This window comes from Sneathiella marina, assembly GCF_023746535.1.
GTDB lineage: Bacteria > Pseudomonadota > Alphaproteobacteria > Sneathiellales > Sneathiellaceae > Sneathiella > Sneathiella marina.
Genome location: NZ_CP098747.1, coordinates 3,753,875 through 3,769,628, shown reverse-complemented (window position 1 = coordinate 3,769,628; position 15,754 = coordinate 3,753,875). Strand labels below are relative to the sequence as shown.

Below are 15,754 nucleotides of genomic sequence, written 5' to 3'. Positions count from 1 at the left end.
ATTAAAAGGCATGATGTCTGTGGTTCAGGCACATGCCTTTTTTTCGTTTTTTGAGGCAGAAGAGCATTTCCGTATCCACGCAGAAATCAACCCGGATGATCGCGACCCTTTGTGGTCTCGGCGCCATCCTGTTATGGGCGCTGCTGGCGTTATTTACGGCGGCGACGGAGACTATTCCGCCGTTTCAACTGACGGCCATGACCTTTGGCATTGCGTTTCTCTGTGCCCTTGTTAAATGGCTGGTGACAAAACAGAAACTTGCTGCCCTGTTCCGCCAGCCCTTGGCCTTGTGGGGCCTGGGTGTCGGTGGATTGTTTGGCTACCATGCCTTTTATTTTATCGCGCTGAAGAATGCCCCGGCGGCGGAAGCCAGCCTGATTGCCTATCTCTGGCCGCTGCTGATCATCCTGTTTTCCACTTTGTTACCGAGCGAGAAATTCCATTGGTATCACCTGGTCGGCGGATTGGTTAGCCTTGCCGGTGCCGGTATTTTAATCACCAAGGGCGCGCGCCTCGATCTGGAACCGGAATATATGGCAGGCTACGGGGCCGCCATCCTCTGTGCCTTTATCTGGTCCGGCTATTCGGTTCTGAGCCGGAAATTTGCCGCCGTCTCGACCGATGTGATCGGCCTGTTTTGCGGAGCTACGGCCCTTTTGGCCGTCCTTGTCCATCTTCTGTTTGAGCAGACCATCTGGCCGCAGGATCTGCTGCCCTGGCTTGCTGTTCTTGGATTGGGACTGGGACCTGTGGGGGCGGCCTTTTTCCTCTGGGATCGGGGGATGAAGCTTGGCGATATCCAGACGCTGGGCGTTCTGTCCTATCTGTCGCCGTTGCTGTCGACGATCATCCTTGTAGGTATGGGCGTCGCCAGTCTTTCCGCGTCGCTGGTTCTGGGCTGCCTGATGATTACGCTGGGCGCCCTGATCGGATCCTATGAAGCGTTGATGGGATTAATTCGAAGATCCCGGTGACCAGCCGGCTGGCGCCATTTCAAATTTTTCAAATTGAAAGGCCGGGGCGACGGTACAGCCAACCAGCGTCCAGTCTCCCAGGGACTGCGCCGCCTGCCAATGGCCGGGCGGTACCACAAGTTGCGGCCGTTCGCCCTTGCCAAGATCAGTTCCGAGAATGAGATCTTCAGTAGCTTCCCCATCCGATGATAGCGACAGGCGCAAGGGTGCGCCGGCGTAATGGTGCCAGACTTCCGCCGCGTCAACCCGGTGCCAGTGGGAGACTTCACCCGCTTGCAACAGAAAATAGATGGCCGTTGATGCCCCGCGATTTTCACTGCCGCCCGCGTCGCGGAATGATTCGACGAAATGGCCGCCTTCCGGATGCGGGGCCATGTTTAATTCGCGGATGATATCGGCGGCCTTCATCTTGACGGTCTCCTTAGAATGAATCCTTGCGGGCACGGGTTTCGGCGAAGACGGCGACGGGATCGGCGCCGCTTAAGCCGAGCGCCGCCTGCAGCCCCGGATCATCCGCCCGCATAAACGGGTTGGTGGCTTTTTCTTCACCGAGGGTAGAAGGCACGGTGGGTATCAGGTGTTTGCGCTTTTCCAGGATTTCGTCAAACCGTGACAGCAACGCCGCATTTTTTGGGTCGACCGTGACAGCGAAGCGGGCATTTGATTCTGTATATTCATGGGCGCAATAGACTTTTGTCTGGTCTGGAAGATTGCGGAATTTTCCGATGCTGTGCCACATCTGCGCCGGCGTTCCTTCGAACAACCGACCACAGCCGAGGGCAAACAGCGTATCGCCGCAGAACAGCGCATCAGACTCTTCGAACCAGTACGCGATATGGCCGCTGGTATGGCCGGGCACTTCAAAGACATGTGCTTTTTGGGCGCCAAACTCGTATATGTCCCCGTCTTTCACCCGGATATCAATACCGGGAATGCGCGCGGCATCAATTTCCGCCCCGACAATGGTGCAACCGGTCTTCTCTTTAAGCTCCAGATTGGCGCCCGTATGGTCCATATGATGGTGGGTATTTATGATATGGGTCAGGGTCCAGCCGAGCTCGTCCAGTTTTTCAAGGACCGGCTCGGCAACCGCCGGGTCGACAATCCCGACATTTCCGCTTTGTGGGTCTTTAAACAGGTATAGATAATTATCATGTAAGACAGGAATCTGATGGATCTCTAATGTGCTCATGACGGGCTCTTTCACCGGGCTGATTTTGTTGTGGGCCTTTTAACAGGTTTTAAGGCAGTATAGCACCATGATCAGACCTGATGTCATAGATTTACGTAATTTCTATCACAGTCCCTTCGGACAGGTGGTTCGCAGCATCCTGCGCCGGAAAATTCGGCTGATGTGGCCGGATGTGACGAATTTCCGGGTATTGGGAATGGGATATGCGACACCTTACCTGAACGCCTTCCGCTCCGAAGCCGAACGCGTCATCGCTTTTATGCCCCTGCAGCAGGGCGTTATTCAATGGCCGCGGGATAGCGAGGGGCTGTCCGGTTTGGTCGATGAGAATATGCTGCCGCTGGAAGATGCCTCCGTTGATCGGCTGATTTGGGTGCATGGCTTGGAAAATACCACGGATATCGATGACGTATTGCAGGAAATCTGGCGGGTTCTCACCTCGACCGGCAAGTTGCTGGTGGTCGTCCCAAGCCGCCGCGGATTATGGGCACGAACGGAAAATAACCCGTTCGGCCATGGGCACCCGTATAGTGACAAACAACTGAACCGCCTCTTGCGCAATAATATGTTTACGCCGGGAGAACGGCACGGCGCACTCTATATGCTGCCAAGCAAGCTGCGCTTGAACTTGAAGGTTGCACAAACCTTTGAGAGGATGGGGGAGAAATGGTGGCGTCGTTTCAGCGGTGTCCGGCTGATGGAAGCCGAAAAGCAGGTTTATGCGGTGGCCGAGGTTCCGGAAAGGAAAAAGCGTCGGCGCCCCGTTATTGTCCAGGCTGCGCGCCCCGCCATCACGCGTCACGAAAGCCCATCATCCTCAAAGTAAGTCGTGTCCGTCAGCTCCGCGACAACATAAAGATGCATTCTGCACCCAGCAGGTTGGCAATGGGGCCGGTATGGGATTGTGTCATGACTTTTCCGGCGGAATTGACAATAACTGATTTTTCAATGGTCAGGCCCATCTGATCACAGAGGGCCGTGAAGTCCCGCAATGTACAGAAGTGAATATTCGGTGTTTCATACCAGGGCACATCAAGCGCGCTGGTCATGGGCATGCGGCCCTTCAATGCCAGATAATAGCGGCACCGCCAATTGGCAAAATTGGGGAAGGAGACAATGGCGCGGCGTCCAACCCGAAGCAATTGTTCGAGAACCACATGAGGCTGATACGTCGCCTGCAGGGTTTGACTGAGAATGGCGTAATCAAACCCGCCGTCAGGATAATAGATTAAATCCGTATCGGCGTTCCCCTGGACCACAGACAATCCGTTGGCGACGCAAATATTCACCCCATGCTGGCTCAGTTCGATGCCGCGGCCATCCACATCCTTTGTGTCCATAAGATGGGCCAGCAATTGACCGTCATCACAGCCGACATCCAGAACACGGCTTTTAGGCTCGATCATATCTGCAATCAGCTGCCAGTCGACGCGGACATCTTTTTTTGGTGTAAATTTGGGTTGCTGGTTCATGTGGTCAATCCCCGGCTTTTCGCAGTGGATTGCAAAAATCCCTGAACCGTTTTGAACAATTCCGGTGTCTCCAGCAGAAAAGCGTCATGGCCCTTATCCGTTTCAACCTCGACGAAACTCACATTGGCCGCTGCCGCGATAAGCGCATGGACAATATCGCGGTTTTCTGCGGTTGGGAATAACCAGTCACTGGAAAAGGACACGGAACAGAACCGGGTTTTGGTATTGTCAAAGGCTTTGGACAAGGACCCGCCATGATCCTGTGCCAAATCGAAATAATCCATCGCCCGGGTGATATAGAGGTAGGAATTGGCATCAAACCGGTCGACGAAATTGATTCCCTGATAGCGCAAATAACTTTCAACCTGAAAATCCGCGTCAAACCCGTATGTCAGATTGTCCCGATCCTGTAGATTACGCCCGAACTTGCGATGCAGCGCCGCTTCGGACAAATAGGTGACATGGGCCGCCATGCGGGCGACGGCCAGGCCGGATGTGGGCTTATTTTCACTGGCATAGTAATCTCCGCCCTGCCAGTTTGGATCGGCCATAACAGCCTGCCGCCCCACTTCATGAAACGCAATATTCTGTGCAGAATGACGTGGCGCGCAGGCAATGGGAATGGCACTGAAACAGCGTTCCGGGTAGGCGCTGGCCCATTGCAGGGCCTGCATGCCCCCCATGGAGCCGCCGATTACACTGAACCAGCTGTCAATTTCCAGATAATCCTGAAGACGCGCCTGGGCCCGTACCATATCGCCGATGGTTATAATGGGAAAATTCAAGCCATAGGGTTCGCCGGTTTTCGGATCAATATCCTTTGGACCCGTTGTCCCCATGCAGCCGCCCAGAACGTTGCTGCAAACAATAAAATACTTGTCCGTATCCAGAACCTTGCCAGCCCCGATCATGGCTTCCCACCAGCCGTTTTTTCCGGTTACCGGTTGGCGGCTTGCTGCGAATTGATCTCCGGTCAGGGCATGGCAGATAAGAATCGCATTGGATTTTTCCGCATTTAGCGTTCCATATGTGCAATAGGCCATATTGAAATCGCTGATCGATGTGCCGCAATCGAGTGGCAATGGTGTATCATTTCCCAATAAGACGGACTGAATTTCGATATGTTCGGGACTCTGGGACACTTAAACGGCTCTTTTCTCACTTTAGGATTAGAAAAATCTTTGTTTTATAGGACTTTGCTGATAGCTAGTGCCGGGGGACGAGGTCTGTCAATATATTCTTTGCCAATTATCGGGCTTTATGGTCCAATTTGGGAAATTTTGGCTGTTTATTTGGGTTAGCATTGTGTCGATGACAAATATAAAACTAAAAGAATTGCGAGCGGAGATTGACCGGCTGGATGCGGAATTATTGTCTGTGCTTGAAAAGCGCATTGCAATTGTCGGGGATATTGCAGCGGCCAAGAGCGACGATGGCAAGGCTATTGCCTTCAGGCCAGGCCGTGAAGCATCGGTGTTGAGAAATATACTACACAAGCATTCCAGCAAACTGCCGGACACTGTTATCGCGGCCATATGGCGAGAGTTGATTGCCGCCGTTGGCGGTTTGCAGAAACCCTATTCTGTTTCAATTACCGCGCCGGATAAATCAGTTGGATACTGGGATCTGGCGCGGTTTCATTTTGGCTCCGCCACACCCATGACATTGCACCAGTTACCGTCGGTGGTCTTACGGGATGTTTCAGAGAATCCGTCGGTCCTGGGGGTTCTTCCCTGGCTCAGCCGGGAGCGGGACACCTGGTGGGAGCATCTGGCACAGGGCGGTGATAATGTGCCGAAAATTCTGGCGGCGCTGCCCTTTTTGGATAATCCGTCCGGTGAATTTGAGGATTTGAATTCTCTGGTGATCGGACAGGCAGAACCGGAACCGTCCGGGGATGATATTTCTCTGATCGTTGCCGTTACAAGCGCAGAGGTCAGCCGCGCACGACTGAACGAACATCTTGAAACGACGGGTTTAAACGGGTTCTGCGCAGATTCGCGCTCTCCGGCGATTGAAGAAGGTGACTGGCTGCATCTCCTGGAAATTCCGGAATTCATCGCGGAAGACGATCCGCGTCTGTCCGCCTTTCACGAACTGCTGGGTGAGAATGTTATCAAAATCGTTATTCTCGGCGCCTATGCGGTTCCAATGAAATCCTAATCTTTTTCATCAAATCTTGGAAATAATCAAATGTCTACCCCGGTCCCACAACCCGGCATCCTGAATATCAACCCTTATGTGGGTGGCAAGGCCTCGGCAGAAGGCGGCCGGAAAGTTGCCAAACTCTCGGCCAATGAATCCCCCCTTGGACCCAGCCCGAAGGCAATTGAGGCGGTTGAGAAAACCGTTCAGGACATGCATCGTTATCCCGATGGCGGGGCCGAGGATCTGACGGCGGCGATTGCCGAGGTTCATGGACTGGAGGCGGATCGCATTATCTGTGGGAACGGGTCTGATGAAATTATTTCCTTGCTGATTTCCGCGTATGTTGGCGTCGGCGACGAGGTTTTATATCCCGAACATGGTTTCCTCATGTACCCCATTTCCACTCATGCAGCGGGCGGAACACCGGTGGCGGCAGCGGAAACCAACCGGACAACTGACGTGAATACGCTGTTGGCCGCCGTGACGGAGCGTACGAAAATTCTGTTTCTGGCCAATCCGAATAACCCGACGGGAACCTATTTGCCGTTTTCGGAGATTGAACGGTTGCGGGCCGGATTGCGGGACGATGTTCTGCTGGTGCTCGATGCTGCCTATGCGGAATATGTTATGCGCGACGATTATCGGTCGGGCGCCGAACTGGTGGAAAGCCATGACAATGTGGTTATGACACGCACCTTTTCCAAGATTTACGGGTTGTCCGCCTTACGCATCGGCTGGGGCTATTGTCCACCGGAAATCGCCGATGTCCTGCATCGTATCCGCGGACCGTTTAATACCAATGCGCTGGCTCAGGTGGCGGCTGTTGCTGCAGTACGCGATCAGGATCATGTGGATAAGGCACGTGCTCATAACGATAAGTGGCTGCCAATTCTGACCCAGGGATTTCGCGGCATGGGTCTTGAGATAACCCCAAGCGTTGGTAATTTTCTGTTGATTGATTTTGCCGGAAGCGGGAAAACTGCGGCGGAAGCGGAAAAATATTTAACCGGGCTGGGTCTCCTGCTGCGGGCTGTTGCCGGATATGGACTGCCGAGCTGCCTGCGGATGAGTATCGGGACGGATGATGAAAATCACGCTGTTCTGGATGCCCTTCGGGCTTTTTTGGATAAATAAGATGACGGATGTAAAATTCAAGAAACTGGCATTGATCGGGATCGGGCTGATCGGCTCGTCCATTGCGCGATCCGTGAAAGCACATGGCCTGGCAGATGAAATAGTCTGTGCCGCACGCACGGCGGATACACGGCGTATCGCGCTGGAGTTGGGCATTGTCGACGCTGCCTATGAAAATCCTGTCGATGCGGTAAAAGGTGCAGATCTGGTTATTCTCTGCACACCGATTGGAACCTATGGTCCTTTGGCAGCAACCATCGGGCCGGCGCTGGAAGCCGGCACTATCCTGACGGATGTCGGTTCTGTAAAGGAAGCAGTGGTGAAAGCAGTGACACCGCACTTGCCCGATTACGTGGATTTCATTCCCGGTCATCCCGTGGCGGGTACGGAAAAATCCGGTCCGGCAGCCGGTTTTGCTGAATTGTTTATCGGGCGGTGGTTCATCTTAACCCCGACGCCAAAATCATCCCATGAAGGGCTGGAAAAATTAACAGCTTTCTGGACGGCCATGGGGAGTAAAGTCGAGACCATGGATCCAGCTCATCATGATCTGGTGCTGGCTATTACATCCCATATTCCGCATTTGATTGCCTACAATATTGTCGGTACTGCAGATGACCTTGAAGACGTGACCCAGTCGGAAGTGATTAAATATTCTGCGGGTGGCTTTCGGGATTTTACCCGGATTGCTGCATCGGATCCAACAATGTGGCGCGATGTGTTTTTACATAACAAGGATGCCGTGCTTGAAATGCTGGGCCGGTTCTCGGAAGATCTCACGGCTTTGCAGCGTGCCATTCGGCGTGAAGATGGAGATACATTGTTCGAGATTTTCTCGCGGACCCGGGCGATCCGGCGACAGATTATTGATGCGGGGCAGGAAACGGCAGAGCCGGATTTCGGCCGTATCCACAGTCCGGACGACGAATAGGAGCAGGATTTCTATATTTGCGTGACAAGGCCGGCCAACATCAGTGCAAGGCACAGGCAGAGCGGACCGTAAAAGTGCCTGTCCAGTCGGGCGAACGGCTGCTCCGGTGTCAGACGACGCCAAAAAGGCAGGAAGCTGAAAAGACCCCTCATACAGAACCCGGCTGCCAGCCCTGCCAATATCAGCTTGAGGGCGATCATCGGCAAGACTGGATCAATGAAGCCGATCGCCATGACGATTAGGACAGCCGCGAAGATCAGGAAAGTGGCGACGGCAAAACACGCTGCCGGGGAGGGCATCGCCTGGATGCCTTTAAAGCCGGCAACACGTCGTGCCAGAGAACGGCTGTCTTTTTCCGGCCAGGTAAAACCCAGCCCCCAGATAGCGTGTATAGCGGCTATCAGGCAGAGGATCAGGGCTGTAATTCCGCCAAGGACATTGATCATTTGTCAGCGCCTAGAACAATGGTGCAACAGGCGCTAGGTAAATCGGGCCTAGATACACGCCGCCTTGTTGCGCAGATAGCGGCATCTTGATGAAATTTCGGCCTTGTGCATCTTTGGTGGAAAGCTGGCTCAAGGCAAAACCGATCATGCGGGCGGCATTGGGGTCAATTTTCCCGGTTGTGGTCAAGGCTTCCAGAATATTCTCATACCCTAGAATCTGGGTTTGCAGCATGCCGGTCGGCCGATCCGCTTCATCCAGAGCCACACGCCCATTGCCGCGCACAATCCCTTGGCCCCACTGAATATCGAGGGCCTTGATATCTATGAACCCTCCTTCCTCTCGCCATTTTGTCAGGGATGCTTCGGAGGGTAGTTTTTCTATGGTCCCTTCCAGAATAGACGAGATGGCGATTTGCTGAATGGAATTGCCAAGCGGGAAGTTGTCCATTCCCTCGACGATCATGCCGTCAATACGAACGGCGATCTGCTGTCCGATTTTGGTGGAATTTTCGTTTGCCGCTGGAGCGGGGCGGCCATGTATTTGCAAACGATCCGCCGTCAACAGAGGGCGCCAGGACGGCGTCGCGATGACATGCGCAAGATCGAGTGCCAGCGTTTGCATCCTGCCTTGAAGATTGAATGTGGCGCTGCCAAGAGCTGTTTCGGCCAGAAATTCCAGATTACGGAGTTCCTCTCCGTCAATCCAGGTGCCGACCATGCTGCCCTCAACGCCAAAGATAATATGATTGACCTGCCAGGGCTGAGCCACAGCCCAAAGCGTATCAATTTTTATATCAGGCTTTTGATAATGTGTTGGATTGGATAGCGATAACTCTTCTGCGGTAATGCGGACGCGATAGGGGAAACCACTCGTCACAAATGGTTTGTGGCTGATTTCGTATCCTTCTGCGAGCCGCTGCTGTTTCCAGTTTTCCGCGAGATTCACCATAGTGTCGGCCACATGAAACCACCAAAACACATATCCCCCGATCACCAGAAGGAGGGCAATAATTCCTAAATAGAGACCACGCATAGGGTTTCCCATGTTGACTGCTTGTGAAGTTGTCCTGCACTCTATATAGAATGGGCAAGAACTGTCACTGAAATTTCCGTAACCCTGCCCAGAAAAGTTTCATGAAATTCACCGCAGCCACATCGCCAGAGACGCCGTTTTTGATGGCCATGCCAATTATCTTCGTATTTTTATGGAGCACGGGGTTTATCGGTGCAAAGCTTGGCCTGCCCTATGTTGAACCCCTGACATTTCTGGCGACCCGGTTTGGTATTTGTTTTTTAATAATGCTACCGGTAATTCTTTTTACAAAAACCAAATGGCCCGCAAGGTGGCAGGATTTTGGACATATTTCCGTGAGTGGCCTCCTGATGCATGGCGGATATCTCGGGTTTGTCTTTCTGTCCATCGATCAGGGAGTTCCTGCGGGTATCTCTTCCCTTATTGTCGGGATCCAGCCGCTAATTGTGGCCGCTTTGGCGGGAGTGTTATTAGGTGAGACGGTCTCCCGCCGACAATGGATTGGGCTGCTTTTAGGTCTTGTCGGCGTGTTTATGGTGGTGTTCAATAAACTGAGTCTCGGGCAAGGCACTACTTTTGGCATGAGCCTTTCGTTCATTGCGCTCTTCAGTATTGCGATAGGCACTCTTTACCAGAAGAAATTCTGTGCGCAGATGAACTTGAAAAGTGGAAACTTCATCCAATTTATAGCTGCAGGACTGTATTTTTACGCGATGTCCCTGATTTTTGAAGACGGCAATATTGTCTGGCATGGTGAGCTGGTATTCGCCATGGGCTGGTTGGTGGTTGTCCTGTCCTTCGGCGCCGTCACATTACTTTATCTGCTTCTTCGGACAGGCGCCGCTGCGAATGTTTCCAGTCTTTTCTATCTGACCCCACCTTGTACGGCGATTGTCGCCTATTTTCTGTTTGATGAAACTTTGGGTCCGGTTTCACTTTTAGGGATGGCTGTTGCTGTTGTCGGAGTAGCGTTGGTGAACCTTAAAGCAAAGAAAGCGAAAACCGCATGACACGTTCCTATGATCTCGTGCTTGAGCCGGACTTGCCGCCTGTGGATTTCCCTCTGCCAGATCTTCCCAAAAATGAAGATTTATGGATTTTTGGATATGGATCGCTTATGTGGCGGCCGGGATTCGAGCATTTAGGCGTGCAGGACGCACAGCTGTTTGGATATCATCGGGCTTTTTGCGTTTCCTCCGTTGTGCATCGCGGAACCCGCGAAAAACCGGGCCTCGTCCTTGGGCTGGACCGGGGCGGCTCGTGCAAGGGAAAGGGTATTCTATGTCCGGCGGCAATCCGGGAACCGGTCATAGACTATCTGTATCGCCGGGAGATGGTGACACGTGTTTACGTTCCGAAAATGGTACGTATAAAAACAGGATCCGGGGGGGAAATGGTGCCGGCATTGACATTCGTTGCCGATCCGGCCCATGAGCAATATTGTGGTAAACCAACCGTCGAGGATGCGGCGCGTATCATCGCGGGTGCCCATGGTCGCGGCGGACCTAATCGTGATTATCTTGCCAGTACATTGGAGCATCTGGATGATTTTGGTATCGCAGATGGTCCCTTACACCAGATTATGACATTGATCGACAGAATGGAATGACGCATTTTTCGGAAAATGCCTCAGGGGAATTATAACGCTCCTGTCGCATTTTCGGGTCAGTAATAGTCAGCGCTATCGGCGATTGTCAGGCGATGCAGGCGCCGTTCATACCCTTCATAGCCACCGGATGCCCGATGCAGAACCGAGCGATTATCCCATAGTACCAGCATATTTGGTTTCCATTTATGCCGATAGACAAATTCTTCCCTATCCTGCCAAGCCACAAGTTCTTCAATTATTTTCTTGGCCCGGGTTTCTTCAACCCCCTCAAAATCAACAACATAGCTGCCTCCAAATATACCTTGTTTACCGCTTTCGGGGTGGGTACGAACAAGAGGATGATGTTGAATTTCATTTGCCTCGTCTGAGACGGAAATGTTCATGGTGCCATCATAATTTTTCTTGGCATAAACGCCGTCACGCGAATATGCGGTTCTGGCGGAGTGAATGGACAGAAGTTCTTCGTATTTTTCCTTCATGTCCGATTGCATCGATTCATAAGCGAGATGCTGATTGGAAAAATAGGTGTCACCGCCGGTGGGCGGAATGACAATGCCATAAAGAAATGTGCCGGCTGGCGGAGTAGACATAAAACTCCAGTCAGAATGCCAGTTGTCTGCAAATATACGGCCCGTTTCGTCCGCCTTTCGATGGATCGCCGCAATGCGATCATGTTCTTCTATCGGTTTAATAAAAGGGTCGTCACCGATTGGCCCCAGATATTCTGCAAATCTCACAAGATCATCATTCTCAAGCTTTTGTTCAGGAAAAACAAGAACATGATGTTCCATCCAGGCAGTGCGAATGATGCGAAGATCCGCTGAAGAAAGAGCAGATGAGAGGTCCGCGTTCCGGATTTCAGCACCGCAGGCTGCGTCTAGTTTATGAACTTCTACCATGGCGTATTTCCCTTTTGTTTTATTTAGGGATAGCATTAAAATTGTTGTTGACCAACAACTTTTTTATTGTATCATTATCTAATTGATATTATTGGTAAAATATAATGGTTAAAACTAAGGACGCCCCGATATCTCGAAAAAATGTTGATCGGCGTAAAGACTCCAATCATCGAATTATCCAGGCTGCTATGGAGTTATTTGCTGAGAACGGATATCAACGAACGACCTTGATTCAAATCGGCAGGAAAGCAGGCTATACCGGGACATTGGTAAGCAACCGTTTTGGAAGCAAGGAGCGTCTTTTGCGTGCTGTGCTTGCCCTTATCCTCAACCGCTTTGAAACCAGCGGGAATATTGATCAGCCCAGCAATAACTCAGACACCGTTTCGATAGCCGTGGAGCTATCTGATTTTGTCGCTGCGTATCTTGAAGATGTCGCGTTAAGGGGAACCAGAATTCGGGCGCTTTATGTCTTAATGGGAGAGGGAATGGGATCCCTGCCCGAAATAACAGATGAGATCGCCCATGTGAATGAGGTTTTCCGTGGCAGGATAAGTTCTTTTTTGGAAAGCGGGAAAGAGAGAGGAGAATTCAGGGACAGTCTGGATATATTAACAACAGCAGTGTTGATTGTCGGATTGTTGCGAGGTGTCGCCATGCAAATACTGGTAGAGCCAAAGTCTCTGGCATTGGAAGACCTTGTTGTTGCAACCCAGAAATCAATCCGATCCATTGTCACGATTGAAGCAGCAATGTGACTATAAAGCTTACAAATATCTCAACTGCATTTGGAATATCCGCAGGAGGTACAGGTGTCACATCCCTCAGATTTGATCAAACCGGCTTCCCCGCATTGAGGGCATTGCCGAAGCAGGCTGTGTAACGGCCCCCTCTCATTTGAAGAGGCGGCTACAGATACTTCTTCCACGTCATCTCCGGTAATCTCCGGTGTTGGCAGGAATCCTATTTGAATCATATGGGTCTCGATCATTCCGCCAATGGCAGCCAGCAGTGACGGAACGTATTTTCCCTTAACCCAGGCGCCGCCGCGTGGATCGAAGACGGCTTTCAACTCCTCGACGACGAAGCTGACATCACCGCCGCGTCGGAATACGGCCGATATCATGCGCGTGAGGGCAACTGTCCAGGCAAAATGCTCGACATTTTTTGAATTAATGAAAATCTCGAATGGGCGGCGGCGGCCATCCTGAATGATATCGTTCAGCGTTATATATATGGCATGATTACTTTCCGGCCAGCGCAGCTTGTAGGTTTGCCCTGGTAAAGTTCCCGGTCGATCAAGCGGTTTTGTCATGTAGACGATGCCCCCTGCCTCAAAACTGTCTTCAGGTTTTGAAAAGGGTTCATTCAGGGGTAGGGATTCTTGCGGATCATTCGATTTTTCCGGTTTAACCTCAAGGACAGCGCCGGTCACGTCATTGGGGCGATATGTAGTACAGCCCTTACAGCCCGTATCATAGGCCTGCATATAGATATTTTTGAAATTCTCGAATGAAATATCTTCCGGGCAATTAATGGTTTTACTGATGGAGCTGTCGATATACTCCTGAACCGCCGCTTGCATGCGCACATGCTCCGGCGGTGTGAGGGTTTGGGCATCGACAAAGTAATCCGGCAAAGGCGCGTCATTGCCTTTAAGACGGCGGTACAATCGAAGGGCATAGTCGGTGACTTCCTCTGCTTTGCGACTGCCGTCAGGCATCAGGACATTTCGTGTGTAGGAGAAACTGAATACCGGCTCCAGCCCGCTGGATATATTATCGGCGAGAAGGGAGATGGTTCCCGTCGGTGCAACCGAGGTCACCAAAGCATTCCGGATGCCATTTTTCTTAATGGCGGACCGGACGTCTTTATCTAGTTCTTGTATTGTTTGTCCGTTTAAATACGGCTCCTCCTCATATAAAGGAAAAGACCCTTTTTCCGCTGCGATGTCTGCGGAGGCCAGGTACGCAGACCTTCTGATCTGACTCATCCAGTCTCTTGTTTGTTTAACAGCCTCATCGGAGCCGTATTTTATACCGCACATGATCAAGGCATCGGCGAGGCCCGTAATACCAAGGCCGATGCGCCGCTTGGCTTTCGCTTCATGGGCTTGTTCGGACAGCGGATATCCTGAAACATCGACCACATTATCCATCAGGCGAATGGCATCGCGCACAACTTGATCGAGCTGGGTAACGTCTATTTCCGCTGTTTTCTCAAACGGGTCATTTATCATTTTTGTCAGGTTTACAGATCCGAGCAGGCAGGCGCCGTAGGGCGGTAGCGGTTGCTCGCCGCAGGGGTTTGTACTTGTGATGGTTTCGCAATAATGGAGGTTATTGCGATTATTAATTCGGTCTATGAAAATGACACCAGGCTCTGCAAAAGCGTAGGTTGCCCGCATAATTTCATCCCACAATTCGCGGGCCTGTAACGTTCGATAATGGGTTCCTTCAAAGGAAAGTTCCCAGGCTTCGTCTTGTTTGACGGCATTCATGAAGGCATCAGTGACAAGAACCGATAAATTAAACATCCGAAGTCGCCCCGGATCCTGCTTCGCCTTGATGAAGTCCAGAATATCCGGATGATCACAGCGCATGGTTGCCATCATGGCGCCCCGTCGTGACCCCGCGCTCATGATGGTGCGGCACATGCTGTCCCAGACATCCATGAAGCTCAAGGGGCCGGAGGCATCAGAACCCATACCATGAACGGGAGCTCCTTTGGGTCGCAGGGTCGAAAAATTATAGCCGATCCCGCCCCCTTGCTGCATGGTAAGGGCCGCTTCCTTCAAATTGTCGAAAATGGAAGACATGTCGTCCGGGATATTGCCCATGACAAAGCAATTGAAGAGTGTGACTTTTCGCTTCGTGCCGGCCCCTGACAGGATCCGTCCCGCTGGCAGGAACTTGTAATCCTTCAGGAGGTCATAAAACCTCTTTTCCCATTTCGCCTTGTTTTTTTCCGGTTCAGCCAGTGCTTTGGCCACACGGGACCATGTATCCTCGATGGATTTCTCTTTTGCACTGGCATCGGCAGATTTATGCCGGTATTTCATATCCCAAATCTGCTGGGAAATGGGTGCAACGGACGACATGATTTCACCTATTGGGTTGAATGAATCCGTATGATTTAAATATAGTCCTAAACTCTACATACGCAAAATTTAATGTTCGTTAACCTGCGCAATCGCCTCAGTTTGACAGATATTGCGCTCTGCCTTCGTCGACCAGTTCTTTGGTCCTGCTTTCGATCCTGGATTTCAACTCGGTCATGAAGATCTTCCGGTCCAGCCCGGCCTCAATAGGCGGGAGAAATTCAATTACCATTTTTCCGGGTCGACAAAGGAAGCTTTTCCGGGGCCAGAATAATCCCGTATTCAAGGCAACCGGCGTTACGGGTTGCTTGAGTTTGGAATACAGGGCGGCGATACCGGGTTGAAAAGGTAAGTCACTATCGACTGCGGACCGGGTTCCTTCTGGAAAAATGATGATGGGCCGGTTGTCATCCAGGGCAGTTCGAGCCTGTGCCAACATACTCTTTAACGCTGCGGCTTGACCCTTTCGGTCAACCGCGATCATTTTGGTTTTACGGCAATACCATCCATATACAGGAATATTAAGCAGCTCCTTTTTCAGGATAACCGCCGGGTCACGGGTTATGCGGTGAAAGATCATCGTCTCGAATGCCGATTGATGCTTGCAGGCAATGACCGCGGCTCCCGCCGGCAAGTTTTCCTCACCGCGTATCTCCAGCCGAAGACCACAAATGGTCCGAAGTAAAAATATGATTCCGTTCGTCCAGAGGGTCTGACCGCGCACAATCCAGATTTTATCAAAAAAGAGCATGGGCAGAAATGCCAGATTCATGATTACTGACCAGGTAAAAAAGCAAATGAAAAAGCCAATGGATC

The 15,754-nt window shown here is 51.7% G+C and carries 17 protein-coding genes; 8 read left to right on the top strand and 9 right to left on the bottom strand.

The window, feature by feature from the left end; genetic code table 11:
• The first annotated feature begins 95 nt into the window (after window positions 1-95).
• Window positions 96-974: an aromatic amino acid exporter YddG gene (gene yddG, locus NBZ79_RS18180; protein WP_251934074.1), complete on the top strand. Its 879-nt coding sequence runs from the start codon at window positions 96-98 to the stop codon at window positions 972-974.
• On the opposite strand, the gene NBZ79_RS18175 is transcribed toward yddG, so the two are convergent.
• A complete protein-coding gene (locus tag NBZ79_RS18175) occupies window positions 954-1,382 on the bottom strand; it encodes a cupin domain-containing protein (protein ID WP_251934073.1) in 429 nt (142 codons plus the stop codon). The two genes, yddG and NBZ79_RS18175, sit on opposite strands and share 21 nt — an antisense overlap.
• Window positions 1,383-1,395: 13 nt before the next feature.
• Window positions 1,396-2,166, bottom strand: coding sequence for a hydroxyacylglutathione hydrolase (gene gloB / locus NBZ79_RS18170; RefSeq protein ID WP_251934072.1), 771 nt, complete (start codon window positions 2,164-2,166; stop codon window positions 1,396-1,398).
• Window positions 2,167-2,233: 67 nt separating this feature from the next.
• Between gloB and NBZ79_RS18165 the strand changes: the two genes are divergently transcribed.
• Window positions 2,234-2,992 carry a methyltransferase domain-containing protein gene (locus NBZ79_RS18165; protein WP_251934071.1) on the top strand — a complete coding sequence of 253 codons (759 nt, stop codon included), beginning with the start codon at window positions 2,234-2,236 and terminating at the stop codon, window positions 2,990-2,992.
• 10 nt (window positions 2,993-3,002) lie between these two features.
• Here NBZ79_RS18165 and metW read toward each other — a convergent pair whose 3' ends face one another.
• Both metW and metX read right to left on the bottom strand, forming a co-directional pair.
• Window positions 3,003-3,638 (bottom strand): methionine biosynthesis protein MetW, encoded by a 636-nt coding sequence (gene metW / locus NBZ79_RS18160; protein WP_251934070.1) that lies wholly within the window; start codon window positions 3,636-3,638, stop codon window positions 3,003-3,005.
• The gene (gene metX, locus NBZ79_RS18155) at window positions 3,635-4,780 is read right to left on the bottom strand and encodes a homoserine O-acetyltransferase MetX (protein ID WP_251934069.1); all 1,146 of its coding nucleotides are present in this window, start codon (window positions 4,778-4,780) and stop codon (window positions 3,635-3,637) included. The genes metW and metX overlap by 4 nt, the downstream gene beginning before the upstream one ends.
• A 169-nt stretch (window positions 4,781-4,949) precedes the next feature.
• Here metX and NBZ79_RS18150 point away from each other — a divergent pair, with 169 nt between their 5' ends.
• The 3 genes from NBZ79_RS18150 to NBZ79_RS18140 are packed head-to-tail and all read left to right on the top strand — an operon-like array spanning window position 4,950 to window position 7,851.
• The gene (locus tag NBZ79_RS18150; protein ID WP_251934068.1) at window positions 4,950-5,801 is read left to right on the top strand and encodes a chorismate mutase; all 852 of its coding nucleotides are present in this window, start codon (window positions 4,950-4,952) and stop codon (window positions 5,799-5,801) included.
• Between the two features lie 30 nt (window positions 5,802-5,831).
• Entirely contained in the window at window positions 5,832-6,920 is a 1,089-nt protein-coding gene (gene hisC, locus NBZ79_RS18145; protein ID WP_251934067.1) for a histidinol-phosphate transaminase, read from the top strand.
• A gap of 1 nt (window position 6,921) precedes the next feature.
• Window positions 6,922-7,851 carry a prephenate/arogenate dehydrogenase family protein gene (locus tag NBZ79_RS18140; RefSeq protein ID WP_251934066.1) on the top strand — a complete coding sequence of 310 codons (930 nt, stop codon included), beginning with the start codon at window positions 6,922-6,924 and terminating at the stop codon, window positions 7,849-7,851.
• A gap of 11 nt (window positions 7,852-7,862) precedes the next feature.
• Here the strand turns inward: NBZ79_RS18140 and NBZ79_RS18135 are convergent, their stop codons facing one another.
• Window positions 7,863-8,297 (bottom strand): DUF3995 domain-containing protein, encoded by a 435-nt coding sequence (locus NBZ79_RS18135; RefSeq protein WP_251934065.1) that lies wholly within the window; start codon window positions 8,295-8,297, stop codon window positions 7,863-7,865.
• A gap of 10 nt (window positions 8,298-8,307) precedes the next feature.
• Window positions 8,308-9,330: a DUF2125 domain-containing protein gene (locus tag NBZ79_RS18130; RefSeq protein ID WP_251934064.1), complete on the bottom strand. Its 1,023-nt coding sequence runs from the start codon at window positions 9,328-9,330 to the stop codon at window positions 8,308-8,310.
• 101 nt (window positions 9,331-9,431) lie between these two features.
• On the opposite strand from NBZ79_RS18130, the gene NBZ79_RS18125 reads away from it, so the two are divergent.
• A complete protein-coding gene (locus tag NBZ79_RS18125; protein WP_251934063.1) occupies window positions 9,432-10,340 on the top strand; it encodes a DMT family transporter in 909 nt (302 codons plus the stop codon).
• A complete protein-coding gene (locus NBZ79_RS18120; protein WP_251934062.1) occupies window positions 10,337-10,939 on the top strand; it encodes a gamma-glutamylcyclotransferase in 603 nt (200 codons plus the stop codon). Before NBZ79_RS18125 ends, NBZ79_RS18120 begins: the two co-directional genes overlap by 4 nt.
• Window positions 10,940-10,995: 56 nt before the next feature.
• Here the strand turns inward: NBZ79_RS18120 and NBZ79_RS18115 are convergent, their stop codons facing one another.
• A complete protein-coding gene (locus tag NBZ79_RS18115; protein ID WP_251934061.1) occupies window positions 10,996-11,838 on the bottom strand; it encodes a TauD/TfdA dioxygenase family protein in 843 nt (280 codons plus the stop codon).
• A gap of 104 nt (window positions 11,839-11,942) precedes the next feature.
• Between NBZ79_RS18115 and NBZ79_RS18110 the strand changes: the two genes are divergently transcribed.
• Window positions 11,943-12,596 (top strand): TetR/AcrR family transcriptional regulator, encoded by a 654-nt coding sequence (locus tag NBZ79_RS18110; protein WP_251934060.1) that lies wholly within the window; start codon window positions 11,943-11,945, stop codon window positions 12,594-12,596.
• Window positions 12,597-12,616: 20 nt separating this feature from the next.
• Here NBZ79_RS18110 and NBZ79_RS18105 read toward each other — a convergent pair whose 3' ends face one another.
• Window positions 12,617-14,938, bottom strand: a complete 2,322-nt coding sequence (locus NBZ79_RS18105) for an adenosylcobalamin-dependent ribonucleoside-diphosphate reductase (RefSeq protein ID WP_251934059.1) — start codon at window positions 14,936-14,938, stop codon at window positions 12,617-12,619.
• 97 nt (window positions 14,939-15,035) lie between these two features.
• Complete coding sequence (locus NBZ79_RS18100; protein WP_251934058.1) at window positions 15,036-15,710, bottom strand: lysophospholipid acyltransferase family protein; 675 nt, start codon at window positions 15,708-15,710, stop codon at window positions 15,036-15,038.
• Window positions 15,711-15,754: the final 44 nt, after the last annotated feature.